Here is a 25,755-nt window from a genome sequence, read left to right as displayed (position 1 = left end):
ATGGGGGCTCTGACGAAAGCTGAGATGGCGGAACGTCTGTATGAAGAGCTGGGCCTGAATAAACGGGAGGCCAAGGAATTGGTCGAACTGTTTTTTGAAGAAATCAGGCACGCTCTCGAAGACAACGAACAAGTCAAATTGTCCGGTTTCGGCAATTTCGACCTTCGGGACAAACGCCAGCGGCCTGGCCGCAATCCGAAAACGGGTGAAGAAATCCCGATCACGGCTCGCCGTGTGGTCACCTTTCGTCCAGGGCAGAAGTTGAAGGCCCGAGTTGAGGCTTATGCTGGAACCAAGTCATAACGACGAGCTACCCGTCATCCCAGGCAAACGCTACTTCACCATTGGTGAGGTAAGCGAGCTGTGTGCGGTAAAACCGCACGTGCTGCGCTATTGGGAGCAGGAGTTTCCTCAACTCAACCCCGTCAAACGGCGCGGAAACCGCCGGTATTATCAGCGACAGGACGTGCTGATGATCCGGCAGATCCGCGCGCTTCTTTACGATCAAGGGTTCACCATCGGCGGCGCACGCTTGCGTTTGTCCGGCGATGAAGCCAAAGACGACACCACACAATACAAACAGATGATTCGGCAGATGATTGCCGAGCTGGAAGATGTGCTGGTGGTGCTCAAGAAATAAATTCATGCGTTTGAATACTTCCAGTTTTCAAAAGCTTGCGATATATTCTTGAGCGTTCTTCGAGATGAAGAGCGAGTTTCACGCCTAGTCGGGGCGTAGCGCAGTCCGGTAGCGCACTAGCATGGGGTGCTAGGGGTCGAGTGTTCGAATCACTCCGTCCCGACCATATAATTCAATGACTTAGCCCGGTTCGGAGACGATCGGGTTTTGTTGTTTCTGGGCTTTGGTCATTTTGGTCACCGTTGGGTCACCGTTAGCAAAAAGCTCTTAAAGTGCCATTCGGGGCTTCGTCGCGTTGAAACCTGTCAAGGCTGATCAGTTCTGATTGTATTGGCTGCGATCTTTTCCTTTTCGCGAATTTTCTCTTGGAGGGCGCTAGCTGACATCGACACGACTAGCTGTCTTCAGATTTTTTCTGATCACCACCAGAAGGATATGACAAATTAGGGCGAGGCCGATCACCAACTGCTTACGGTGGGTGTTTTCGTCCTGCATCTGGCAGAGTTCCCGTACCTGTAGCAGCAGTGAGGGTGGGTGGAGCCAGTCAGATGGTCTCAGGAGGCGGCGCAAGCGCGAACCCATCACGTTGCATTGCTTGAGCGGAGATCGTCGCATGATGAGCGTTGTGGGAGGTCGATTTTTCTGGTGTTCGGAGGCAGGCCCGAACTGGGTAGTCAGGCAAAGCTCGAAGCGACTGGCAAAGTAAGCTTTCTCGAAGCTCGTCACATTGAATAGACTCGATGTAGCTGTGCGCCCATCCATCGTAAGTGCATGTAATGGCTGAGGCTATGGGCGCTTAAAGTAAAGCGCCCGGTGCAAACTTCCTTTTAATTACTCATTTTCATCTACGGCTACACTGAAGCCGAGGTCTTTTATCATTAGCGCGCCTGGAGTTACACATTCAGTGGCGTTAATAAATAGCTTGCCAGTGCTGAAGTGTTGGGTGTACTCCACCCTCCATGTGAAGAGCTGCTTTGCTTCGGTGTTTTCACCCCGCGATATAGCGAAGAACGAAGTTTCGAAGTCGACGTCGTCCTCATCATAGGCTTGTTGACTTGTCTGAACAGTATCACCTTGCTTCAAGGTGTCGGAGTCAACTCGAAACTCCTCATTTTGAAGGCTAATCACAGCCTCACCCATACCTTCGATGTAAAACGCCATCCGATTTCACTCCTTGGTTAGAGTGGAATTGTAATGGTGAATCAATGGGTCAAGCCAGTATTTCGAAAACTGGTACTCAAGCCGGTTTGTAGTGGTCAGCTAATTCCGGACATGACGTTAAGTTTTTCTCGGCCTGAGCTGGCGCCAACCCACCGTTGAATTGATGGGCCGGGGTAATTTGATCTTGTGTTTCATGTTGTTGATTTAAAAGGGAAATTTAATATTTTTATGCTGGAATACTGTTTGGAATTCCATTAGCTGAGGGCTGCAACGGCGAGCTGTGCAATGACGTTACCTACATTTCAAACCCCTGATTGAGTCAGGGCTGCTCTACCGCGCAGGGGACGTTGCTTCGTGGGCCAGGTCATCAATCTATCCTCATTAGTAATGGGGCGGGAGGCCCCTAGCAACATTGCTACGTTATAGCACCAACGTGACCAATGAATCTCCGGTGCGGAAAGTCCACTTGCTCTGTCCCTGATCAGTCGGGGGCAGATGTCGGCTTTTGGCAAAGCAGACATTTGGACAACCATCGTCAACAATCTTACTAATCAGAAACCGGCTAACCCTTGAGCCGATCCTGCCGCTAGAGACCGAGCTCATCCAGTGCAAGGAGCAACTTGGCACCCAGCATGATCCGGTCAGTAGCATCTATGCCGTTTTCCTGTGGCACTCGATATATCTGGTCACTGCCGATGTCGAAGCTTGCGCGTAAGTCCTCCATATTCCGTACGAGTTCAGGGTCGTCAGGTAAGTTTTCGAGTTTCCAGCCATCGTCGACACTTTCGATGGCGACAGTACCACCCGTTCGTTCCAGCCAGCGACGCAGGGTTTCGTATCCAATAAACCAGAGGTTGTTGTCTGGAATCTTCAAGCCGCTCGTGGTCGCCACCGCCGAGAGATAGGGGTCGCGGTAGTAACTGCGCATGACTGTCAAGTTCAGCATGCAGATGCTGTAGCCACGTTGGCTGATGGCATAGCGGCCCGAGTTACCTTCACGCATGCGCGGGTACTTGACCAGGTAATAACGCCAGTCCAGCACATGGTCGCGTTCGCACGCGGCGAGGAACGCCTGCTGAATCTCTTTGAGCACGGCGAGATCGTTACCGCTTTGCGCGACCTGATCGAGTAGTTGGGTAAGGGGTTGTACCAACTCGGGACTTTTTCTGTTCGCAAGCAGATCTCGCCAGACTGCTTCGCTGCGCGGCGAGCCGAAATCGAAAAAACGGTAGCCGCCATAACGATCCTGCTTGCGCGAATAATCGCCCAGCGAGAGAAGTGCGCCGGTCAACTGTGGCCAACAGTGCACATCTTCGAACAAGGTGAGAAACGCTAAGGCACGTTGGGCAAAAATTGCAGGGTCCTGGGCTGGGTCGAGGTCAAACACGGCCAGTGCGCCGTGCAGCACGATGTTGTCTTCCAGTCGGTAGACCACTTCGCGCAGCGACGGGTGGGCGGCAAGGAAGCTGATCTTGTCCTTTTCGTTCGCTATCTGCTTCTGATTGAAGGTCGATACGCCGTCCAGGGTTCCGTCGACGATGACACGGCGCACATCTTCCAATAAGGCGGGCATGTTCTGTGCGCGCATTTCACCGCCACCGGACGCTTCGATCAGGTTGCGCACGACACGTAACTGTTCAGGGAAATCAGCGGTTTTGTGCATGCGATGCAATAGCACTGCGTAGAGCAGAAGGCTATGAGATTGACTCCACTCGGCATCCCCGTAATGCCGGCAGCAACCACCGAAGAGGTCGATGCGGCTCTGGTCGGGCTGGGAGCGCAGAGGATTGAACAGCAGCAGGGCAGATGAGGATCGAGCGTCGGCTGTACGCAGCCAGCTGTTAAAGGCATTCCTCGTGTCCAGTTTGACCCAGACATCGAAGGCTGCGAACAGGAAGTTCAGGTGCTCGACCGCCTTCGCTTGGTCGCTGGCAAACAGGCTTTGTGCCAATTGATCGAGGCTAGCCTTGCTGTCGGTGCGATTGCCCTCGCGCCAGGCGCAAAGGTCAAACACAAAACGGAAGTAGCGCATGAATTGATCATCAATAAGCTGATCAGCGTCCTTGTAATCCCAGATGACATCCGTCCACACGGTATCAACCCTGTGTGCGAAATCGTCGGCTTGTGCAGGACAAGCGCTTTTGAGCAGCGTCTCGAAATGCGCTTTGAAGTTTTCGAACGGTGTCAGCGGCTTGCCGCGAGAGTTCATCTTGATATAGAGGTCGTCATTGAGCTTGTTCTTCACCACCGGCAGTAGGTGGAAGCTAATTGCCGGATGGTCGGTCGCGGCAAGACGTTCCCAGGCAGCAGCGAATGCTTCGCTGCTGGCGCCGGCAAAGCGCTGTTCCAGCGCCTGCAGCATGACTAGCATGGCGCGGATACTGGAGTCATGTTGCCAGCCGTGAAAGTACCAAGGCTGATCGACAACCCAACCCTTCAGGTCGGTTTCGCTGGCGGGTGGTCGATAGTTGGCCAATGCCTCGCAGAACTGACGGGCACTGGCGCGGGTGGCGTAGGTAAAGTTGCGCCATGCTTGCCCTTCGATGGGTTCGCCGGCCTGCCAGCTCAGGTACCAGTGCAGCAGGAACAGCGTGGTCAGGCGCTGTTGGCCATCCAAGGGGTAGAGGGTGCCGTCCACGACATCGCCATAGATGAAATCCAGGCTAATAGGGCGGTCGTCATGCATGACGGCATCATGTAAGGCATCGACGAAGTCCTTGCGGATTCGCTCCACCGATGCACCATGGCGGCCTTGTGCATAATCGCGCTGGATCAGCGGAATTTCGATTCTTCGGATTCCATGAGTTGCATGCAAGTTATTGTCGAAGAGTGAAATGTACGACGTGAGCGTGTGGTTCATGCCATTTTCTCTTCGTTCAGGAAATAGGGCTTTGCGATCTCGAGGATTGTATCGAGGTAATGATTGCGATCCTGTGGGCCCCAGAAATGGTTCTGGTGCGCGTTCGCCGGGGTGTAGTACTTGAGGAAGACATTGCGCGTGCAGACCGGTATGTAGCCTCCCTTGCGGTCTACATCCAGTAGCATTTGCCGCTTGGCCTCGAACACCGCGTTGCTCAACAGGCTGTTGTCCGACCTCGACAGCAGGGCTAGGTTGGCGATGGAATGCAGGCCATGAGCGGAGGCAGTCTGCTCGTCGGGCGCATTGAAAGCGGCGACGACACGACTGGCCAAGTCTTGAAAGGTATTGCCGAAGTTCTGCGCAGTGCCGACCTGCTCAAGCGCTATCTTTAGATCCTCCAGCAGCTGCGACTGTTGCGGGACGGTATTGGGAGCCAGCTCATTGAGCGCGGTCAAATGCAGCCTTAACCAGGTTTGCCATTGTTCGGCCTTGGTCAGGTTCTCGGCATCCTGCGCATGGATGTGCTCCAGCGACCATGCAGTATCGGTGTGCATGTGGAAGGGGAAGCGTTGGTTGGCGTGTGGCACCCGGCGCATGGTTTCGACATTCACCAGTAACAGCAGGTGCAGCAACTTGTCGTAGTCCTTTCGGTCGTCATAGCTGAGCGCTTCCACGTCCGAAGCCTTGAGGTCCAACGACTTTCTGATGCGGTGATCCAGGTCCTGTTCGAATTGACGCTTGCTTTGATTTGCGGACAAGCGAGCCAGTTCTCCGAAGTCCATCCCTGTGAGTACCAGATAACCCACCTTATGAAACAGGTTGCGGTTGTTGAACCAGCCAAGCATCAGGTCATGAAGGTTGAGAACCTGCAGCCAGAATGCTAGAGGGTCGGCTTCGATATCCTGCCGCAGAGACTCGAAGGTATGGTAGCGCGTTGAATTGCGTGACTGGCTGCCGGGTACCAGGGAATCGAGCAAAAGGCTGATCCTGGTTGGGTAGCGGTCGGCAACCTTCGGCGAATTGCCACAGATGAAACCCCACAGCTCGGGAGCATGGAGATCGCGCTCGATGATGTCCCATTGGCTGGCGACCTCGGCGGCTCGATGGGCATGCTTGACCTTGATCCTGGACAGTAGCAACGCTTTGACCAACTCCGCGTCCGTCAGCGGTATCCTGCCGACGTTCAATCGAGTGAACAGGGCCGTGGCATCCATGTCCTGAGGGGCTTGGTACCAGATCACCGCTACTTTCTCGAACAGCGCTTCATAGAATTTGTTAGCCGCGAATTGAATGCGAGCGCCGTGGGCATCGAACCACTTGCCAATACAGCGGTACGCCCTGTGCAAGTGGAAGTAATCGATGTTGCTGTCGTAGTCGTCCAGCTCCTCATCGCCGAGCCTTTCGAGAAATGTTGCGCTCCCTGGGCGGGTTTCGTAGTGCAGTGAATAGGGCAGCGGGGCCTTGTTCAAACCCGTTTTATGCATGTAGAGCAGTATCAGGTAGATCGTGGTCAAGCGCTGCTGCCCATCGACCAATTCCCATTGACATGTCTGCACCGTAGAGCCTCGTGAGTGCTGTTTGACCACAATGGGCTGTAGGTTATAGGGCTGGTCCAGTTCTGCGGTTTTCAACGCCTGCCAGATGTCGTTCAGCAGGCGGTCCACATCCGTTGTGTCCCAACGGTAGCCACGTTGGTATCCAGGCACCCTGAAAACACCAGAAATATCGCCTACGAATTTGCTAGCCAGCGTTGCTGCGGTCAAATCGACACTGTGTGAGTCCAAGCAAAGTTCTTCCATGATTTACGATCTCGAATCGGGTGCTGGGTAGGCATGGGATGTTTGGCGCTTCGCGTGGATTCAATCACCCAATGAGGCTCATTGCCATCATTTTGACTGGCGGATGGGCAAAATCCATGAAACTCAGCCTTCCAGGCGTCCACCCGACATCGCGAATGCCTATGTCTGGTCAGTGGCAGCACGTTGGGGTAGTCATGTCCAATGCACTTACGCAATTGCATCGGATCTGCGGTCCGAGCAATTAATCGCCCGCGTATACACTCGCAGCTCGACGAAGCGTTTCGCGCACGTGTGCTCGTATTACTGGAGGGGCGAGCACTTCAATGTCGCCAGCATTACTGAGCAGGAACAGGCGCAAGCCTTGGGTGTCGTGGAGGGTGCAGCTCAAGTCCCATCGGTCGTCGGCGTATTGCACTACAACCTGGTCTTCAGCCAGCGGGTTCTCGGTAAGCCGATTTTGCAGGTTGGGGCTAAGACGTAGTTTGAGTTGGATGGGACTTTCGCCGTGTATCGTCATGAGGTGCTTTTGGGCCTCAAAGGAGTTGACGTCGTAGCTGGCCGGGCCAGGTATTTTCTGCCAACTCGTCTTGACCTCTACCATTCGATGCAGCATGAGGGCGCACATCGACTTGGGGCCGTTACTGCTGTACTTGCCGCGGGAGGTGTCTGGCGCGGGTGGATCCGACTGCGGCCACTGCTCCTCGAGCACGTAGGCAGACAGATAGACGTTTGAATCCTGATAGGAAAGTGCCAAGGGTTTAAGTAGGTAAATGCACTCAACGCCGCCGGCGTCTCTTGGAAGGTAGGTCACCTCAAGCGAAGCATCGTCCAGAATCGCCCCTTGGATAAGGTCGAGATGCGCAGGGTCATATTTACCGGGTTTGAGCAGCGTAAAACGGGTCCCCGAAGTGATTCGCTGCGTCCAGGCGACAGTCCGCTTGGAGTGCTTGGTTATTTCCGTGGTTGCGTATTCGCGTAGCTTGGTCAGTTGTTCCGTATGTGGTGGGAAGCCGAAGCGCTCTGCGTGGTCGAAAATAGCGGCCAGCGTCATTGCCTCTGTGGGAGAGAGCGTCAAGTCGAAGCTGCCCCGACCGGTTTTCCAATATTTTGATTTCTTATCTGAGCCGGTTTCACCCTGAGTTACCAACTCGGCTTCGGTCAGAGCCTCGAGGTCGCGCAGTGTGGTTTTTACATGGAGGCTGAAATCATTGAACCACCGACATAGTTCAGTGTGGATATCCGCCGTCGACAGGGACTTGCCTTCGCGTTGAAGAATTTTGCGCAAAGCGGTACGGCGTCGGTGATGATTTATCATTGCTGAAGCTCAGGGACAAAAAGTGGGTTTATCTGCTGGGACTATGTACTGGCTGACAAGCAATCCTGCGACTACATGTATCAGCCCACAGGAGCATTTCATGAACAACCAAACCTATCTAGCCCTTCCTGGTGTTTCTGAGTTCATCAGCTGGCTGGCCTCTGATCTCGATTCGCAAGCGCACTTTAATCATCAATACGTCAATCGCAAGACTAATGAGAAATGGTCGTGCAGCAGCCTGTACAACGCCTTCGAAAACTACCATTGGAACCATCCGGGTAATTCCCGCTTAGGCTTCAATCCAGGGGTTTGCTCCAGCAGCAACGGTATCGCTTTATCTGCCCTGCGTCAGGACTTGGTGAATGCTTGCGGGAGCGACTCACGCACTCTTGATGCAACCGCCGACGTGATGCGCTGGGGCGGTGTGACTGCCCACAATGTGGATTGGCTGAAGAAGAATGAGGTCGGGCTTGGCCGCATGTTGCAAGACGTACGAGCTGCGATAGTCGCCGGCGACAGCCAGGCACCTGTCTTGCGTTCGAAAAACCTTCGTTTCAACTCTGGGATGACCAAGGTGTACTCCTTGCTCTGCAAAGACTTCATCATCTACGACAGCCGCGTTGCCGCAGGTCTGGGCTGGATGGTCGTAAAGTATTGCCTTGCATACGGATTGTCCAAGGTTCCTGAAGGGCTGTGCTTCCCTTGGGCCGCTGCCAAGGAAGGAGAGAATACGCTCGCTCCCAAGCGCCGCGACCCTGGTACCGGCGGGCTCAAGTTCAAGGTCTTGCGCTCAGGCCATCATCACGCAATGTGGAATATGCGCGCCAGTTGGGTGCTGAGTGCGGTCCTGGCGCATCCAAGCGCCGCCGGCAGCCCCTTCCATTTGGTGCCCACTCCGAATGACCCGCTGCGTGCCCTGGAGGCTGCACTCTTCATGATTGGCTACGACCTGGGTGATCAGCGTCTAGCTTTAGCGGCTTAAGGCCTGATCGACAACTTCCTCCCGTTGCTTGACGGGGAGGTCATTCTGAATGAGTGAGGTGCAGGATGCGTGACATGAATCCGTTGCAGGCTTTGATTATGCAGCTCGCCGCTGACGGCATCAGTGCTGGTGACTTGAGAAAGGCCGTGATGCAGGCATACCCAAATCTTTGTGATGCGAAGTATCAATCCACGCTATTTGGCCTGCAGGAGGCCGATAGCCTTATGGGCCAGGAAGTGGGCGGCGAGTGGTGCTTCACCGCAATCGATAAAACTGACCCGGACTACCCTCACCCGGAGTACAGCGCTGAATTTGCCGAGAAGATCTTGGCCGCATCATGCGGGGAATTTGTAGAGATCAGCGCAGATGATTTGCTGGCTCAACTGGACGAGATGCTGGCAAAGGCACGCGCCAAGAAACCGGACACAGGACCGTAAAACACCCGGCAGCCCAGTATTCAATACGGATGCGGTGTTTAACGAACATCAACAGTGTATCAGTCAGCAAGGGGTGTCTTGATGGACATCAAGTCCGATTTTGTGTCCGTCGAACGAGATGAGTTCGATGGTCTCACCACGATTCAGCACCTGCGTCACTGCCGGTATCGTTCTGGCAAGAATGAAATCACCTTCTCGTGGCGCCGCAATATTCGTCCTGCTTCAGACCGCATGATTCTTGATGTTGAGATCAAGACCTCGCGCTCGGGCGGCTGGCTGCCCTCTCAATTGACCTTGTTGGTCGATGGTCGACGGATCGAGTTGAAGTACCTGACAGGCAGAAGCAGCGAATTTCGAGGGAGTAGCTTCTTCGACATCGGTATGTTTTTCATCGAGCCATCTCAAAAGGTTCTTCGCTGCCTGTGTGATGCCAAAGTACTGAAGCTCAAGCTTCAATCTGACGAGAAAAATGAGCACACGGTTCTTCCGGACGAGTTTTGTGCCCAGCTACAGTTGCAGGCTCAGCAGTTCTATAACAACGCTTTCGATGGTGACGAGTATTTGTCAGCCGTCAGTGGCATAGCCGTACGGACAGAAGACACAACGTTCGCTGAACAGATTGCCAGCCGCGAGTCGCGCTATCGGCAATTGTGCAGGTATCGACTGTTCTGGGCTGTACTCTGGGGCAGTTTTTTTGGTGGGCTGTGCGTGCTTGGCGCGTTCGAGATCATCATGTTCTCGGCCAAGTCGGCGGACCAGTTGATCATCGCTGGAGTGCTCAGCGCCTCAAGCTGGCTAATTCCCCATCTTCAGATCCTTTGGATCGAACACCAGAAAAACAAAGAGTGCCCCAGTTGTCACCATAGAGCGATAAAGATGGTCCGCTCTCATGAGGCGGTTTATCAAGTCCGATCCGTGGAGCGTCTTGTCATCGACAGATTGACAGGGCAGCGCAAGTCGCGGCAGGTGACCGTGACGGACCATGAGGTGAGTCAGGATTTCGAGTGCAAGGACTGCCGGCATCTATGGACGCGAAGCCATATTGCTCGAGGTTTCTAAGACATCCTGTCAATGAACGGCATCGCTAGGCTCGGATCTGATTTCGGCTAACGACTCATCTTGTCGCACCACGCTGTAGTCTGGAATAAGTGCCAACAGATTGAGGAGTTTCTATGGTCAGGCCAGTGCGTCCTTTCACCATGCGTTGCAAAGATTGTGGCTGGAGCCAAACGGTTATCCCGCTCAGTGATGTCTTGCGATTCGAAGACTGTCCTGAGGTTTGCCCGCGTTGTAAAAGTCGGGATGTAAATATGGAACAAGCCACGGCCCTGGAAGTGGCCGTGGCGAAAGTAAAGCGATTATTTGGTTAGTCCTGAGCCTGAAACTTTGCCTGGCGGCTATAGCGGACCATTCAGTTCTTTTACTTTGTATACGCCAGGCTTGACTCGCAGGTACTTTGCTTCAGCACCCTGTTCGACATTGTAGCCGCCGGCTCCCGTCTGCTCGTCCTGCGCGTAGTTGGCGATGGTCGTCCCGATCGTCGATTCCATAAAGAACTCGAATCCGATACGATATTTTTCAACCAGCTTCTGCTCTATAGAGCACATGACCCGACGACGTTCGCTAGTCAGTTCCTGCACTTCAAAGGGTTCGCTCAGCGCACCGTTGCGCACTTCCAGCAGGATTGATTCATACAGCGTCATGCTTTTTTCCTTGTGATGTCGGCGGCCGAGATCAACCCGACCGCCGTGATTGGTCGTTTATACGAATGTGGAATCACGTCGGCGGCTAAAAAACCTGAATCGCTCCCGCGGCCACCGGCAGAAAGAGCCATGCGGCGATGACAGTCCGACCCGATGCCGCCTCAATCGCTTGGGCGTAAGCATCGAGCTGACCCGCATGTTCCTCGGCCAATCGTTCCCATTGGGCTTCGGGCGCCGGGTTGGATTTGTGGTCAATGAGCACCCAGCCATCTTTTGTGTCCAGCAGAAGATCGATCCGACCATTGAGCACCTGACCCGAGCGCAGCAACTGTTGCACCGGATACTCAGCCATGGCTTTGGCCTCTGGCCAGCGGGATTCGATCCAGGCGTGCAAGGCCAATTGCTGTGCGATGACCTGACTCGCATTCACATGCTCGTGCACTGCGTGGCTCTGCAACAGGTCCTGCACTTCGTCTAAGGTGAGGGGGCAGTTGGGGTCAGTGAATGAAAGGCACAAACTGGCATGAATGGCCGTCCCCAATGCACTCATTTCCGGGCTGCCTTGGAAGGCTATGCGAGTGCCGATTCGGTATGTATTACGGGTTGTGGTGCTGGTGCGAGCGCCACTGCTGGACGGTTGGAAGCCCAGTGGCAAACGAGGCTGGATCGCTTGTGCCGGGGCAAACCAGTGCAGACGCTGCTCAATCACCGCCACGGGCACAGGTGAGTCACTGGCAGTGAGCGTTTGGCAATCGGCGCGCAACTCTTTTCCATTCGGCAGCTTCAAAGTCGACAGCCCGGGAGGCGTCATCAACCAGGGTGCCTGGACAGTGTCGAGCCACTCTCCTGTGATCTTTCTACTAGAACGGGCAATGACCAGCAGGTCTCGGGCGCGGGTCATGCTCACGTAGAGCAGGCGTTTTGCTTCTTCAGCAGCTTCAGCCCGACACGCCTGGCCCATGGCAGTCTGCTCGAAGGTTTCGCTCAACGGAACCGCTTTCTGTTTGCCCAGTGGCCATGGCCAATAGCGGATAAAGCGGTCATGCAACGGTTTATGTGGATCGAATGCGCTATTGGACTGAGCCGAGACTGACCATAACCGGTCGCTGATATCGCGTGCCAGATCCATCAAAATCACGACCGGCCATTCCAGACCTTTACTGGCGTGATGAGTCATCACTTGAACGGCATCCAGCGCAGGAGTGGCCAGTGCATCGCTTTTGGCGTTGGCGACGTCGTCCAGCCACAACAACAACCCAGAGATGGATGCCGCTCCTAATCCATTTTGGCAGAGATCCTCATATTGCTGCGCCAGATCGATCAAAGCATCCAGGTTGGCCAAACGCTTTTGCGCCAGCGCTGTCGAGGTTGACCAGCCGGTGACACGCGTTGGTAAATCACACTCTGCGATCAGCCGTTGCAATGCCTCTACCGGTGACAGCACCGGCAGATCTGTGCGCAGTTGTGCAACGGCCGCCACAAGCGGGTGTTGCGAATACTCGCCGAGGCTCAGTTCACGCCACTGGGCTTTGGGGTGTCCGGCATTGAGGTAACGCAGGCGCTCGGCAACCCAGCTTTCCGGCCCTTCGGTTTCGGTTAACGAGATAATCTGTGCCGTTGCCAGGGTGTCGGTCGGGTCGTTCAATCGGCGCAAACACGCCAGTGCCAGAGTTGCCTCAGCGGTTGCCAGCAACCCGGGTTGGGTTGTGGAGCAGGGAATGCCCAGAGTCGCGAGGGCGGCGGTTACTTTCGCGACGTTACTGTGGGAGTAGCAAAGCACCGTAATATCGGCCAAACGCACCGCACGGGCTTCCTGGCGGGTTTTATCGAATACCTGATAACGGCTGGCCAGCAGTTGGCTAATCCCCTCGGCCAATGCGTTGACTTGCAATTCGGCATTTTTGCCATCCAGTACCCAATTGGCGAAGGCTGGGCCAGGTAGCTGATCCGTACGGGTCGGTATCAGCTCAATGTCCTTTGTTTCCAGGCTATTGGAGAAGGCTTTGTTGAACACATCGTTCGTTAGTTCGACCAGTTCGCTTCGTGACCGCCAAGAGTTAGGCAATACCTCTTTCTTGCCACCCATATCGGGCAAAGCCTTGAGGATGGCTTGCATCAGCGCACAGTCGCTGCCCCTAAAACCATAGATTGCCTGCTTGATATCCCCGACCCAGTAAACCTTTTTTGCAAAGCGTGAAAGCTTGAGAAAAATCGCCAACTGCATAGGGCTGGTGTCCTGGAACTCGTCGACCATGATCAGATCAAGCTCATCCTCAAGCACTTGCGCCACGGCTGTGTTGTCCAGCAACTTGAGCAAGGCGTGTTCCTGGTCGGCAAAGTCCAGCACGCCAAACTCACGTTTACTGTGTTCGTACACTTTCAATACATCTATGGCCAGGCCGAAAACCTGTTCGAGGTAGGCGCGGATGTCGCCATGTAGATCCGGGTGTTCGGCGTAGCGGCCTATGGTTTCAGAGAGGGTTGTTACCAATGGCTTGAGCTTTGCCTCAGGAGCTTCCTTCGCCAGTTTCGCCCAATCACTCCAGCGCGCGTTGCCATGCTGCAGTTCATAGTGGAAGCGGGTAAGCAACGTTATGTAGGCTTCAGTGTTCTTTTTATCGCTGCCAGCTGCCTGTAACAGATCCAATACCTTGGGAATGCTGTGCAACAACTCGCCGTTCAAGTCGGCTGTGGTCGGTTTGGGGAAATGCTTCAGCATGTCGTCGGCATTTCGGGCAGCAAAACCACGAGACAGTTCAAGATCAATGTCGTTGGTGCGCAACTGACTCAGAAGCTTGCGCAACTCATCGCGCCAGTTGGTATTAGCAAAGTCGCCTTGTTGATTGGTGTCTTCAAGGCCCAGACGTCGGGCGACGGCAAGTAGATTATCCAGGCGTTCACCATCAAGGACCCGGTCAACCGCTTTGTTCAGTAGCAGGGCTGCCTGGTTTTCTTCCAACACACGTTGCTCGGGTGGCATGCCTGCTTCGAATGCAAAACGCTCAAGCAATTGCCCGCAAATACTGTTGATGGTCCCGATACGGGCTTGGCCCATGGCTGTGGCTAGGTTGATTTGGCCCTGCTTGAGAAGGTGGCTACGGACCCGCTCGCGCAGCTCGGCAGCGGCTTTTCGGGTAAAGGTCGTGGCAATCACACCCGAAGGCTGGACCTGCTGATCAAGCAACTCCTGGTGCAGTATTTCAGTAAGCCGGTGGGTTTTGCCGCTGCCGGCGCCAGCACTGATAAATATGATGTGTGCGGTGGTCGACATTGTCATTGCTCCCATCCGGCCAAGGCCAGGTAGTCGTTGTAGGCTTCGTTAAGGTATTCCATCAGCATCGCCTGATCGGGAGGGATCGAGTCCTCATCCTCTTCAATACCTTGCAGCGCAACTTCAAACCGCCCCTCTGCCTGTTGCGCCTTCCGCCACTTCCAGGCCTCGGTAAAGCTGAGCCACAGCTGAGGCATTGTGCTTGGCGGATTGGCCGGCACTTGCTCTGAATCTCTGAAGATATGGTCATCCGGGGTCAGCAGGCGCGCGGACTCAAGGATGAAATAGGCTACGGATGGCCATGAACCGTTGTCCTGACGAAGCAGCTCGGCATAAATCACCAATTGCAGGTGGCGGTTTGCCTTGAGCTGCTCCGGGTACTTCTTGCCCCCCGACCACTTCATGTCGACGATGCCACGATGTCCTGACGCAGTGGTCAATACGAGGTCAGCTGAGCCGCCCAATGTGCCACCCGCGAAACAACCGGCCAGCTCCTGTTCAGACGTTATGACCATGATGCCAGCATTGAGTAAGTGCGATCGCAGTCGAGTCAAAGCACGCAGCGCACGATGGCGCAGTGTTGCCAGGTCGGCACCGCGTCCTTCCATCAGCAACACCGCGCCTTCTTCACGTACCACGCGGGGGAAGTGGGTCGAGAACCAGCTGTTAAAATCTGTGGTGCTCATGCTCAGCGCGTCCGGCCGAGTGAAAAAATGCTCAGCCAGGCGATGGGTCAACGAACCATAGAGCAAAAAACCGTCGCTCAGGCTCTGGCTTTTGGACGCCTGAATCTTGGCTCCGTATTGCAGCAACCATTGATAAGGGTTGAACAGCAACAGGTTGAGGCTCGAGAAAGACGCATTCTCAGGCGTCTCGATCGGGATGTCGGGTGGCAGGCGCCACCAGCGTTTGCGCAGTGGTAGTGGCGCCGATACTTGGGCTTGGCAAAGCGGGCCGGGGGTATGCAGAAGCTCCTCGAGAATATGCACCTTTGGCTGCTGCGCAACGGCTTCGATCATTTGCCAGAGCGGGTGGCTTTCCTCCCGTGGTGGCGCGAGTACCAGTATCAGCCGGCAGTTTGCTGCCAGGACTGGTCGCAGCCAGTCACGGGCTGCTTGAGTCAGCAGTGTGGCACCGTCCGGTAGCGCCACCCCGGCATCGGCCAATTGAATGCGTTCGGCCTTAGACCAGGGCGACAGGGGCGGTAACACCGGCATGCTCAGGTGCCACCAGATCACTGTGTCGGCTTGCTCAATGGCCGCACCTGGACGCGAGACGCTCAAGTAGGCGCCGACTTGTGCGGCCAGCAATGGATTATCCACGCCGCTGGCTGTGGCTTGCTCGATGACCTGCTGCAACTGCCGCGGTTTTAACCGCTCCACACCTTGAAGATGCAAGGTCTTGAGGGAGTCTAGTGCCGCTTCACACTGAGCATAACCTGCCTGAGCCGCGAATCTATGCGCGGGCTCTTGGTGCCCCAGGCGTGCTTTAAAAAACTTCAGCAACCGTTCGACACGTACCAGCACCTCACTGGGCGCCACACCGTCGTCAGTCGTAAAAGTGGGCATATTCAGCCACACGTCAATCGAGGCAAGTACGTCGGGCGCATCTGCAGCGTAATGCGCTGCGATTTCCTCCAGTGCATCCTCCCACTTGCTCCCGACGAGGCCGGGTGAGCTTGCTATTTTGGTTGCCAAGCGCCGACGTGCAAACAAACGAATCGGGCATATCGAGTGGGTCAAAAACTGCAGGAGTGCCGGGTAGTTGGCTGGTGCCCAAAGCAGCTCCATGGCCAGTGGCAATACCTGCAGGGCAGGGCGCAGATTGCTGCTGCCATTGAGGCCATGGCGAGCCTGGCCGGCACCGATAAAATGACCATCAAGACAACCACCCTCGCCACCCGTCACCAGCAAGGTGGGGGTGTCCTGGCCCAGTGAGCGGCTCAGCCAGCTGGCGGCCAATGCTCGAGTTTGCGCTTGAACAACTTGCACTGTGCCATCTTCTTGCCATTGAATGGGCGTGACCTCTACACCGGCAATGCTCTGGCGCAATTGCATTTGCAACTGCCCCAGAAAACCTTGCGCCGTACCCTCCGGTATCTCCAGGCGCTCGTTAGGCAGGTGATTCAGCACCATTTGCCAGGCCAGTGGATAAAACTCGAAAGCGTCAGCCAAAAGCACGGTCTTGATCGGGGGGCGACGAGAGTCCAACGCCTTGGCAACATTCTCCAAGCGCTGTCCCATGGAAGGGGCGACCTGCGCGCGAGCTTGTGTCTCGATCTCGGCAAGGTCCTTCAGACGTTGGCTGGCGTCGGCATCGACGCGCCCATCCCAACCGTGCAAATACAAATCATCCCGCCAGGCCAGCAATGCAGCAGCCACCCCCAATTCATCGGCGGAAAAACTGGCATGATAGAAGCGCAGTGGGTTATTGCAGTGCGCCAGGCAATCGCGGTACGTAGCTGTACGTTGTGCCGCACAAGGCTGACGTGCCACTAGGCCAAGCTGGGTCTCCAGAATATCCAGCAGTCCCTGCGGCCCGACGGTCAACACCCCTAATCGATTACTGGCTCGGGTTGCCCGCTGACCATCGAGTTGCATGCCGAACGTGATAAGCATTTCTGACACGTTGACGCTCCTTGTGAACGCTGATGGTTCAACGCACCGTGATTGGCGCGTTGTTGCAATGGGGAAAAATAGACTGCTGATCAGCGACGTGGCGCTACCCTACGAACCTGGTGCGACGGTTTGTGTCGCGCCTGCCAGGTTTTGTAGCGAAACCACGGTATCTGTTGCATCCGTCACTGAATCCAGTGGCCGGTAGGCTGCCGCCGCACGATGCAGTGTTTTGCCAATCTGAGCCCGCAGCTCGGGCGGCTGCTCCACCACCATTGAGTCGCCCTGGGACAAAATCCACCAGTGCAACTGCCAGGTGTTGCTCAGTGTCGAGCGTACTCGAAAGCCATCCTCCAACGGCTCCAGCGTCATATCCGCACTCAATGGTGTCTCACGAATCAGCCGCGCCTGACGCTCACTAACCCAAGCTTGAAACTGAATCTTTTCGGGGGTGCCGAACTGCAAGGCGTCACTGGCCAAGTACGCACATAAGTCAAATGCCTGTAATCCCTCTACGGGTTTATCGAGCTGATCTACATTGCGAAAACGATGCACCGCAAACTGGCGCACATCGGTATATGGATGCGCTGTGGCGATCAAATAGGTCACCAACCCACGCTGCACCATGGCTAATGGATTGAGTGTCAGTTCACTGAGTTTATCGGTGTGTGCCGAGTAATACTGGCATTGCACTTGACGTTCATTAATCAGCGCCTTCTGCAATGTTTCCAGCAACAGTGGGTCGATATCCGGCGCCTGCAGGTTTAGGTCCGGTCGCACACTGGCGACCTTCTCCAGCCAACGGGCAGCCGGGTTATCGTCCTCCAATCCCTTGAGCTTCTGCCGTGCATGCACGAAGCGCGGCTCCAGTACGCTGAGCATGCTAGAGGGCAACAACGGGCGGATCGCGTCTGCAACCAGTGTAAGGCTCAAGGCTTCGGTCAGCGTTATGCCTTGCAATTCCACATTTACGCCAGGAGTCCAGTACCAGGCTTGTGGCGTGATGTTTTCGCTGCACTGCAACGGGAAAACCAGCGACAGATCAATCAAGTCACGTTCAATGGTGCGCCGGCTAATCTTGAAGCCGGAAGATTCCAGTCGTGCCAGCAACTCGGTGACTGTAATACCTGATTCACGTTTGGGTAGGTGTTTGAGCAGTTCCCACTGGCGGCTGATAGTGGAGTGCGATTTGGCTGACGGCACGCGATTTTCCTTGTGCAGGCGAGAGGCGAGTTATGACTTGATCACGGGATAACAAGCATCGCCCCAAAGTGTTTTCGGGTTGTCGAGCATAAGCAGAATCACTAGGGGCACAAGCTTTGCCAGCAGGTTGGAGCAGTCACGCAATTGTGTGCGATTGACGCTGCCGTCCCAGGTGGCGCCGCCATGGATTAGTTGGTTGCGCAGGGTATAGATGCGGTTGAACATCACTCCGAGCACCTTTGCCGTATCGCGGTCGGCGAGAGCTGCATGCGCGCTGCGTTTGCCACTGCGCAAACGCTCTTCCCACATAGCCTCAGTGATTTTGCCGTTCTGGTAGTCCCAGAAGCTTTGAAACACATAAGGATTATCCAGCAGCGCACGTATGCTCCCAGAGAACTCTGACCACACCAGTTTCTCGATCAGGTGCTCGCTGTCCAACATGCAGAGTTTTTGCAGGAAGCCCTTGAACGCCTCCTGCTCGGACAAACGATGGTGCTCATCAATATCGGTGGCATAGGCCGCGTTGAAAGCGATCCATAGGAAGATGAAGCGACCGTCCACGTCCTCTGCCTGTTCCGCACGATTGAGCCAGCTCAGGGCTCGGTGAACCCGTAGCGCAAGGTTGGGGTGGTGCGCGTCGCGTTCGTTACGGTGGCGTGTCTTGAGTGACTGGTAATCCATTCCAGGTGCTTCCTTTGGCTGAGTGGATCCGCGGGACCTTGAGGATCATGGTTTTATCGGCGGATGAGGGGCGGGTTTGAGCATTTAATGACCCCCTGCGACACATTATGACGCTATGTGGCGATAAGCTATCACGTAATAAAGTTCTGTATCCATTCACTGATACGTTATAGGGCAGGTGTTTTGGATGACGCATTGCGTGTCCATCCAGCGCAGGCTCATATCTAGGCCCCAGACAAAAAATTTAGGCCGATGGTCGCGGAAGCGGGTGTCGAAGACCTCCATTGCTTACTTACATTTAAGGCGTTTTGATATTGAAAATCGATTCACCGTTGGCGCGGATGAAGGCATTAGCTTCCGGGTTGTTCTTGTTGGCGGCAGCGCTCTATGTCACAGCCTTAATATTGGTTCACTCCCATCCAGTGCTGGGGGGGTACATAAAAGCATTCTCCGAGGCCGCGATGGTTGGCGCTATCGCCGACTGGTTTGCCGTTACTGCCCTGTTCCGACGCCCCTTGGGATTGCCTATTCCTCACACGGCCATCATCCCGCGCAACAAGGCGCGTATTGGCGCCAACCTGGGGGACTTTATTTGTACTCACTTTCTTTCACGTGAGCAGGTACTTCAGAAGGTCAGCGAATTTGATACTGCCAGGCGGTTGGCGCAATGGCTGTCGAAGGAAGACAACGCCGCAGTCTTGTCGGGTTTAGCCGTCAAGCTGGCTGGGCATGGTATTGGCGCCCTGCGTGACGAGCGTGTGCGCCAGTTTGTACGCAGCACTGCTCTGGCGCGCCTGGAAGAAGTTGATTTGGCAAAAATGAGTGGTCAGTTGCTGGAGGTGCTCACCGATGATGGGAGGGCACAGGAGGTACTCGACGCCGTATTGAATCAAGTCGATATTTCACTGCAAGGCGAAGCGACAAAAAAACGCATCGCCGACGTTCTGGCCACGGAGTTCGAGTTCTTGCGGTTCAACGTTTTCGGCAAGGAACTGCCTCTGCACAACGTTGCCGGCAACTGGTCATCGGCAAAGTTAGTCGAGCGAATCTCTGACGTGATCAGCGAGGTCAACCACGACACTGAACACCCGTTGCGCAAACATTTCGACCAGCAGTTGGGAGCCTTGGTGCATAAGCTCAAGGAGGAGCCAGCTTTTCGTTTGCGTGCGGCGCAACTGCGCGCTCAACTCGTTCAGCACCCGGCACTGCACAGTTACCTGACTGACATGGTCGACGATGTAGTGAACTGGTTCGAGGAAGACATTACTCGAAGCGATTCCACAACGCGCCAGCGCTTGGAGGAGGGTACTCGCAAGCTTGGTGAAGCATTGAGCGAAGACGCTTTGATGCAGGGCTGGATAAACGACCAGATTCTGGCAATGGCGGGCCCATTGGTTGAGCGCTATCGCTCAGAGATCGGCCGCTACATCGCTGAACGCATCGAAGCCTGGAACGAGAAGGAACTGGTGGAGCAACTGGAGTCACACGTGGGCAAAGACCTTCAGTTTATTCGTATCAACGGAACATTGGTGGGAGGGCTGGTGGGGGTGATCATTCATCTTGGGACTGAGTTTGCATTACAGATGTGAGAAGCACTTTGAATCGTGGTCCTCAGAAGAGTGTAAATCCCCAGTGAGCTTGCCGCTTAAAGATTTCCAGGCGAAGGCCGACAAAACAAAAGGCTGAGGCGACCAACGACTGAACCTTCAATGAAGTTATCAGCCTGTCCGTCACAGCGGGTTCGGCGATTTAAAATGGATTTTCTCGGGGCGACGCAATTTGTCGCGAGGCATGGTCATGCTCAAACCAGCCAATAATCAGGAGTATGGATCATGCTGAAAAACTTTCTCGCCGCAGTTGGCCTCGTCGTTATCGCCAAGAAAGGGTACGAGGTGTATCGGTCTTACAAGTCAATGGAGGCGGAAAACGAGTTTTTGCGAAAGGGGCAGGGGCCGGTTTAGTGTCCATCCCATCGCCTTATTGCTGCTTGTAGATCTGCGTTTGATTGACAGGTTACCAAAGCATGGCAAAGTGATATCGCTTGAAGGATGATCCGGGTTGCAGGTGTTCAGGCGCTAGAGTGCGCGCTGAACGTTATGACTTGGGGGCAACTTGTGTTTGATCCCGGATGCGCCAGCGCTTCCGACACTGCAATAAGGACATTTCATGCCAGCTGAAAATTGGCTGATTCAGCTCAATCGCGAGTCAGCTGAATTCGCGCGTTTGTATCAGGAGCGTCAAGAGGGAAAGACCGTCGACCGGACTTTGCGTATAGCGGTCTGTGGTCTGATGAACGCTGGCAAGAGCGCACTGCTCAATGCATTGACCGGCCATCTTGAAAACGAATTCTTCGAAACCAAAGCAGTGCGCTCGACTAAGACGGTGCAAACCTTAACCCATGGAGGGATTACTTACGTAGACACTCCGGGTATTGACGCCAATAACGAGGATGACCAGCACGCCTGGCGTGGCTTGGCGACTGCCGACATTATCCTGTTCGCCCACAACCTGGGCACGGGCACTCTGGAAACCGTAGAAATCAACTTCCTTAAGGAATTGAAACGGCGGCGTCCTGATATCGAAGACAGCTTACTGGTCGTTCTGACCCATGCCGAAAGTGCGTCGGAGCAAAGGCAGGATCGCCTGGACGCAATCAGCGCCATCCTCTCGGCGTTGTTCAAGGCGCCTCGCACGTTGATCCCGACCTCGTTCACGACATACCGCAAAGGCGTGTTGGAGCAAAAGCCCGCCCTTATCGAACATAGTGGTATCAACCTGCTGCACCAGCACTTGAAGGCATTTGTCGAGCGCACCGAAAGCGAACTGCACGCCGTCCGCCGTACGCGAGATCAGCAGCGTCTGGGTAAGTTGGAGGCCATTGTCGATAAGGCCATCGCCAAGCGTGAACGCGCACTTGCTGCCGTCGAAGCCAAACAATCACAAGCTTTTCTAGTGTTGAGCCAGAGTGTGAATCAGTTGGTCAGCACGACCCGAGAACGCATCAGTCGCTACGAAACCCTTGAATCCGATTGAGAGAGCATTGCTATGTGGTGGTTTTTGGTGGTACCCGTGATCGGCGCCGTGGCTGCGGCCCTCACCAGCTCCGACGATGAAGAAAAAGAAGAGGCTGAACGCCGGGGACGCATTCAGGCCCGTGAGGCCCGTGAGGCCGAAGCACAGGCCATTGCTCGTCGCAAACAGGCAGACCTGGAAAAACGTAAGGCTCAACTGGTTGCCGACGTTGATGGCCAACTGAACGATTTGTTTGCGACGCACCCCGCCGTGCTCTATCGAGCCGACCAGGGCGCGTTGCACGTCAGCGTTGACAGCCTTCGTGCCTTTGCAATCAAGAAGGTGCCGAGCAAACCAAAAACCATGTTGAAGCACCTGGAGGCAATTGCCCCCGGTGTAACCTTCAGCCCGATCTGGGTCAAGCAAGCTGTCCAGGCGCACGCGCTTCAGAAAGAAATCACGGGCCTTCAGCGCCTGAAAGAAGAATTGCTGGGATAAGTCACGATGACAGACCGCCACGCCAACAGAAATGATTTGTTAAATGTCTTCGCCGGGATTGCCGGTGAGTTCGATCAGGTCAAACGCCAGATCGATCGCCGGGAAAATGTCCTCAAGGCTCAGCTGAAGAAGCTTGACGACGCGCGCAAGACTTCGCCTTGGCGTGAAAGCCCGCTTGAGCAGCGTCACCCGTTGCAGGATATGGCTGAGCGCTGTCAGCAGGGGCTCGACAGTCAGCTTGATGCCTGGATCAGGAATGTCGAAAACTATGAGCGCAATACTTCGTTTCGCAAGGACTTCGATGACTCGCTACTGATCTTTGTCTACGGCAAGGTCAAAGCTGGAAAATCCTCCCTGGGGAATTATCTCGCCTACGGGAACTCTGCTCCGGACGCGGCCTTGATCGACAGCGCTTCCCCTCGCCCCGAGTTTTTCTGGCGCGAAAGTACCGGGACTGCAGAAACCATGTCCGCAGAGTTGATGAGCAAGCAGCGATGCTTTGGCGTCGACGTGGTGGAAGCGACCAGCTCTATCCAGGGTTTCAGGTTGCCGGGCATGACCTGGGTCGATTCCCCTGGGGTTCACTCGGTCAACAGCGTCAACGGCCGGTTGGCCGACGACTATGTCGCGTGTGCCGACCTGATCGTATTCCTGAGCAACTCCAGCAGTCCTGGCCGGCACTCCGATATGAATGAGGTCGTCGGGCTGCTCCAGAAAAAGAAAAACCTCATGGTGCTTATCACTGGCAGCGATGTGATTGAGGAGGATGTTGATGACTTGGGTAACTTGGTTAACCAACGGGTAATGAAGGCGCGATCCGATCGTGATGACCAGATTGGTTACGTCGGGTCGGAGCTGGCCAAGATTGACCCATCAGCACAATCGCTCCTGAATCAAATCAATATTCACTCGATTTCGGTGCGTTTTGCCGAGGAAGGTGGCCCCCAGGAGCAGGCGCAACGCTGGCAGGACAGTGGGCTGGCCGACTTCGCCGCAGATATTGGCAACATAGCCCGTTCCAGTGGGCTCGCCCTCAAGCGCCAGACACCCTTGAAGAATCTGCAGGCGTTCTGCATCAAGCTGGCCGAATCGACGGATCAGCTGGAAAAAGAGCTGGTTGATATCAGAACAGGGCTGAGCGCCGCGCGTAAGGACCTGAAACTGAGCGTCGATCATATTCTGAGCCAGCTCAGAAAAGAATTACCGGGTCAGATCGAAAAGTATGCCGATCAATATGCGATGAACGATCAGGCTTTTTCTGAAGCCTGCCGTAAATTGCTCGATCATGCTTTCCAGCATTACGCCAGCGAACTGTGTGATTCGATTGGCCAGAAATTCGAAAACATTGAAATTCACGACCAGGCGGTTGGACCTGTCGCCCGAGAGGCCCCTCAGTTTTCAGAGCGCGTTGAAAAGATCAAATTCGACTCCCGCCGCAATGAGTCATTCGGCAGGGCCGGCGGGGCAGGATTCGGTGCCTGGGGGGGCGCTGAAGGTGGGGCAGCTCTAGGCACTTTGATTATGCCAGGTGTGGGGACGGTCATCGGTGGCCTGATCGGTGGCGCACTTGGAGCCTGGGCGGGAAACAAGGCTGGGGGCGCAGCGGGCGAATACTTCAATACCACTGAAGAAATCGAAGTGGCTGTGGGCGACAACCGCGACGAAGTTTCACTGGGGACCCGCGAACAGTTGCTTGAGCTTGCCGAGAACCGGCTGAATGTCCTGTATGAGCAACTGGACCAATTGTGCTTTATCGACATTGCCGACTGGTTGAAAAACTTCCACAGCGCATTAAAAGAGATGCGCCAGCACACGCTTACTCAAATTCAGGAAATCGAAAAGGAGCTGTCCCATGGCATTGCCTGACTTCGCACGGGTTATCCACACCTATGAACGGGTCAGCACCCCGCTGGGCCGTTGGCTGTCCGAACAACAACGTGATGAGCTGGGAGCCCGGTTGCAGACCAAGGCTGAGCAGTTACACCCTCGAATCATGGTCTACGGCAACTACAACGCTGGCAAAAGTACCCTGCTCAATGCCTTGATGGGGCGGGCAGATGCCAAGATGGCGGATCGACCGGAAACGGCCGCGATAACTGAGTACCGCTGGGGCAATTACACGCTGCTCGACACACCTGGCATCGACGCACCGATTGAGCATGAAGAGGTGGCTGAGAACCAACTGCACAATAGCGAAGTGGTGTTGTTCGTGGTCGCTGCAGGCGGTGCCACCGACGAAGCGAAAACCTGGGAGCGGTTGGTCGATATCGTCGCCTCAGAGCGCCGGGTAATGCTCATCGTCAACAACAAGGCAGGCATTACGGTCGGCGATCGCGATTATGTCGGCATCACCGATCGCCTGCGTATTCATCTGCAACGTGCGGCGAGTGAGCGCGGTATTGAAAACATTCTGGACAAGGTCCCGGTGCAATGGGTCAATGCCAGAAGCGCCCTCAAAGGACGACTCGAGGACAAGGCGCCGCTGATAGGCGCCAGCGGCATTCTTGACCTGGAGGAGGCGCTGGGCGACTTCCTGGAGCAAAGCGACACCGGGACAATCTTCGCGGCTTGTCGCAAAGATCTGGTGGTTGCGATCGAACAAGCCAATTTGCGGTTGGTACAGGCCGGCAATGACCGTCAGGCTGAAGCGCTGACGAAAGCCAAACTGCAGATTGAAAACGAGCGCAGCCGTCTGACTGCAAGCCTGAACGATCACTTGGATCGCGATTGTCGTAGCGCAAAGCAGGCAATTGTCAATCTGATTACTTCAGTAGCAGAAGGACAAGTCAGGGGTGACACCAACCAGGCGATGGAAGAGGGGGCGGCAGAAGTTGTCCAGTCTCTGGGCGACAAACTGATGCGCACGCTGGAGTACGAGCTGCCCAAGACTCAGCAGAGCCTGGGTGAAATCGGTGAGAAATTGGCCGAGTCCACTCTCCGACACGCTGACGCCATGCTGAATGCGGATCTGGATGCGCCGCAGGATGCTGGTGAAAGCATCCTGTCGCCAGCCATCAAGGATGCCTTGAAGAAAGTCCCCATGGGTAATGTCAAGGACATGACTGAACAGGGAGTGAAAGCGGCACTGGAGCTAGGAAAAGAGTTTCTGCCCAAACTGTTCAAAGGTATTGGTCCCAAGACCATGGGACGCTGGGCCAGTACAGCGGGTCGCTGGGCGGGGCCTTTGGTACAGGTCGGCGTGGCGTTGTACGACATCTACCAGGCTATTCGTACAGAGAATGCGGAGAAGGCAGCGCAAGCTCGTCGTACCAAAGCCATCGACGACTCTGCCAGTTCGTTTGTCCACGATTTGCGTCAGGCCTACCGGTTCCAAATAACTCTGGTGGTTGAGCAGGTGTTCAAACCTATGGATGAGTGGATCGACGCGCAAAGCCAGGCTCTGGTGCAACAAGACAAGGCCGCAGAGAACGATAGAATTCTGTTCGAACAGGCACTGATTGAACTGCGCCCGCAAGACTGATCTGGTCATTAACGCATCTCATCTCAACATTCGCTCCGGACATAGGACGGGGCGAATGCTTCCAGAGATCCCAGAGTCACGCCTATTATTCTTCCAT

19 protein-coding genes and 1 tRNA gene are annotated in these 25,755 nt (G+C 55.1%); 11 read left to right on the top strand and 9 right to left on the bottom strand.

From position 1 onward, the window contains the following. The 3 genes from ihfA to ACYZT9_RS17420 all read left to right on the top strand — a co-directional run bounded on the left by ihfA (position 1) and on the right by ACYZT9_RS17420 (position 806). The gene (gene ihfA, locus ACYZT9_RS17430) at positions 1-303 is read left to right on the top strand and encodes an integration host factor subunit alpha (protein ID WP_002553164.1); all 303 of its coding nucleotides are present in this window, start codon (positions 1-3) and stop codon (positions 301-303) included. Continuing rightward, positions 284-640 carry a MerR family transcriptional regulator gene (locus ACYZT9_RS17425; RefSeq protein ID WP_003179985.1) on the top strand — a complete coding sequence of 119 codons (357 nt, stop codon included), beginning with the start codon at positions 284-286 and terminating at the stop codon, positions 638-640. The genes ihfA and ACYZT9_RS17425 overlap by 20 nt, the downstream gene beginning before the upstream one ends. An 89-nt stretch (positions 641-729) precedes the next feature. Next, positions 730-806 (top strand) — tRNA-Pro (locus ACYZT9_RS17420). Positions 807-1,471: 665 nt separating this feature from the next. Here the strand turns inward: ACYZT9_RS17420 and ACYZT9_RS17415 are convergent. The 4 genes from ACYZT9_RS17415 to ACYZT9_RS17400 form a co-directional block, all read right to left on the bottom strand. Further along, positions 1,472-1,801 (bottom strand): hypothetical protein, encoded by a 330-nt coding sequence (locus tag ACYZT9_RS17415; RefSeq protein WP_137806499.1) that lies wholly within the window; start codon positions 1,799-1,801, stop codon positions 1,472-1,474. Between the two features lie 586 nt (positions 1,802-2,387). Further along, positions 2,388-4,661, bottom strand: a complete 2,274-nt coding sequence (locus ACYZT9_RS17410) for a DUF262 domain-containing protein (protein WP_047227861.1) — start codon at positions 4,659-4,661, stop codon at positions 2,388-2,390. Beyond that, positions 4,658-6,460, bottom strand: coding sequence for a DUF262 domain-containing protein (locus tag ACYZT9_RS17405; protein WP_462006650.1), 1,803 nt, complete (start codon positions 6,458-6,460; stop codon positions 4,658-4,660). Before ACYZT9_RS17405 ends, ACYZT9_RS17410 begins: the two co-directional genes overlap by 4 nt. A gap of 241 nt (positions 6,461-6,701) precedes the next feature. Next, entirely contained in the window at positions 6,702-7,775 is a 1,074-nt protein-coding gene (locus ACYZT9_RS17400; protein ID WP_462006649.1) for a helix-turn-helix transcriptional regulator, read from the bottom strand. A 100-nt stretch (positions 7,776-7,875) separates the two neighbouring features. Here ACYZT9_RS17400 and ACYZT9_RS17395 point away from each other — a divergent pair, with 100 nt between their 5' ends. The 3 genes from ACYZT9_RS17395 to ACYZT9_RS17385 all read left to right on the top strand — a co-directional run bounded on the left by ACYZT9_RS17395 (position 7,876) and on the right by ACYZT9_RS17385 (position 10,253). Then, on the top strand, positions 7,876-8,757 hold the full coding sequence (locus ACYZT9_RS17395; RefSeq protein ID WP_047227863.1) for a hypothetical protein: 882 nt from the start codon (positions 7,876-7,878) through the stop codon (positions 8,755-8,757). Between the two features lie 74 nt (positions 8,758-8,831). Further along, positions 8,832-9,194: a hypothetical protein gene (locus tag ACYZT9_RS17390; RefSeq protein WP_230682624.1), complete on the top strand. Its 363-nt coding sequence runs from the start codon at positions 8,832-8,834 to the stop codon at positions 9,192-9,194. Positions 9,195-9,275: 81 nt separating this feature from the next. Continuing rightward, positions 9,276-10,253 carry a hypothetical protein gene (locus tag ACYZT9_RS17385; RefSeq protein ID WP_462006648.1) on the top strand — a complete coding sequence of 326 codons (978 nt, stop codon included), beginning with the start codon at positions 9,276-9,278 and terminating at the stop codon, positions 10,251-10,253. Between the two features lie 338 nt (positions 10,254-10,591). Here ACYZT9_RS17385 and ACYZT9_RS17380 read toward each other — a convergent pair whose 3' ends face one another. From ACYZT9_RS17380 to ACYZT9_RS17360, 5 genes are all read right to left on the bottom strand, one after another. Further along, positions 10,592-10,897, bottom strand: coding sequence for a hypothetical protein (locus ACYZT9_RS17380; RefSeq protein ID WP_047227866.1), 306 nt, complete (start codon positions 10,895-10,897; stop codon positions 10,592-10,594). A gap of 85 nt (positions 10,898-10,982) precedes the next feature. Further along, a complete protein-coding gene (locus tag ACYZT9_RS17375) occupies positions 10,983-14,168 on the bottom strand; it encodes a UvrD-helicase domain-containing protein (RefSeq protein WP_462006647.1) in 3,186 nt (1,061 codons plus the stop codon). Between the two features lie 2 nt (positions 14,169-14,170). Further along, a complete protein-coding gene (locus ACYZT9_RS17370; RefSeq protein WP_460112649.1) occupies positions 14,171-16,786 on the bottom strand; it encodes a PD-(D/E)XK nuclease family protein in 2,616 nt (871 codons plus the stop codon). Between the two features lie 108 nt (positions 16,787-16,894). Next, entirely contained in the window at positions 16,895-17,986 is a 1,092-nt protein-coding gene (locus ACYZT9_RS17365; protein WP_460112233.1) for a helix-turn-helix transcriptional regulator, read from the bottom strand. A gap of 30 nt (positions 17,987-18,016) precedes the next feature. Next, positions 18,017-18,667, bottom strand: a complete 651-nt coding sequence (locus ACYZT9_RS17360; protein ID WP_047227870.1) for a HEPN domain-containing protein — start codon at positions 18,665-18,667, stop codon at positions 18,017-18,019. Between the two features lie 314 nt (positions 18,668-18,981). On the opposite strand from ACYZT9_RS17360, the gene ACYZT9_RS17355 reads away from it, so the two are divergent. From ACYZT9_RS17355 to ACYZT9_RS17335, 5 genes are all read left to right on the top strand, one after another. After that, positions 18,982-20,256, top strand: a complete 1,275-nt coding sequence (locus tag ACYZT9_RS17355; RefSeq protein WP_462006646.1) for a DUF445 domain-containing protein — start codon at positions 18,982-18,984, stop codon at positions 20,254-20,256. A gap of 577 nt (positions 20,257-20,833) precedes the next feature. Continuing rightward, positions 20,834-21,700: a GTPase gene (locus tag ACYZT9_RS17350; RefSeq protein ID WP_052915314.1), complete on the top strand. Its 867-nt coding sequence runs from the start codon at positions 20,834-20,836 to the stop codon at positions 21,698-21,700. Positions 21,701-21,712: 12 nt separating this feature from the next. Continuing rightward, a complete protein-coding gene (locus tag ACYZT9_RS17345) occupies positions 21,713-22,177 on the top strand; it encodes a hypothetical protein (RefSeq protein WP_047227872.1) in 465 nt (154 codons plus the stop codon). Positions 22,178-22,183: 6 nt separating this feature from the next. After that, positions 22,184-24,043, top strand: a complete 1,860-nt coding sequence (locus ACYZT9_RS17340; protein WP_462006645.1) for a P-loop NTPase family protein — start codon at positions 22,184-22,186, stop codon at positions 24,041-24,043. After that, positions 24,030-25,658, top strand: a complete 1,629-nt coding sequence (locus ACYZT9_RS17335) for a GTPase (RefSeq protein WP_462006644.1) — start codon at positions 24,030-24,032, stop codon at positions 25,656-25,658. Before ACYZT9_RS17340 ends, ACYZT9_RS17335 begins: the two co-directional genes overlap by 14 nt. Positions 25,659-25,755: the final 97 nt, after the last annotated feature.

It is taken from the genome of Pseudomonas sp. ZT5P21, assembly GCF_054897785.1.
The sequence above is the reverse complement of the archived record's forward strand: the minus strand, read 5'-3'. Positions and strand labels throughout refer to the sequence as shown.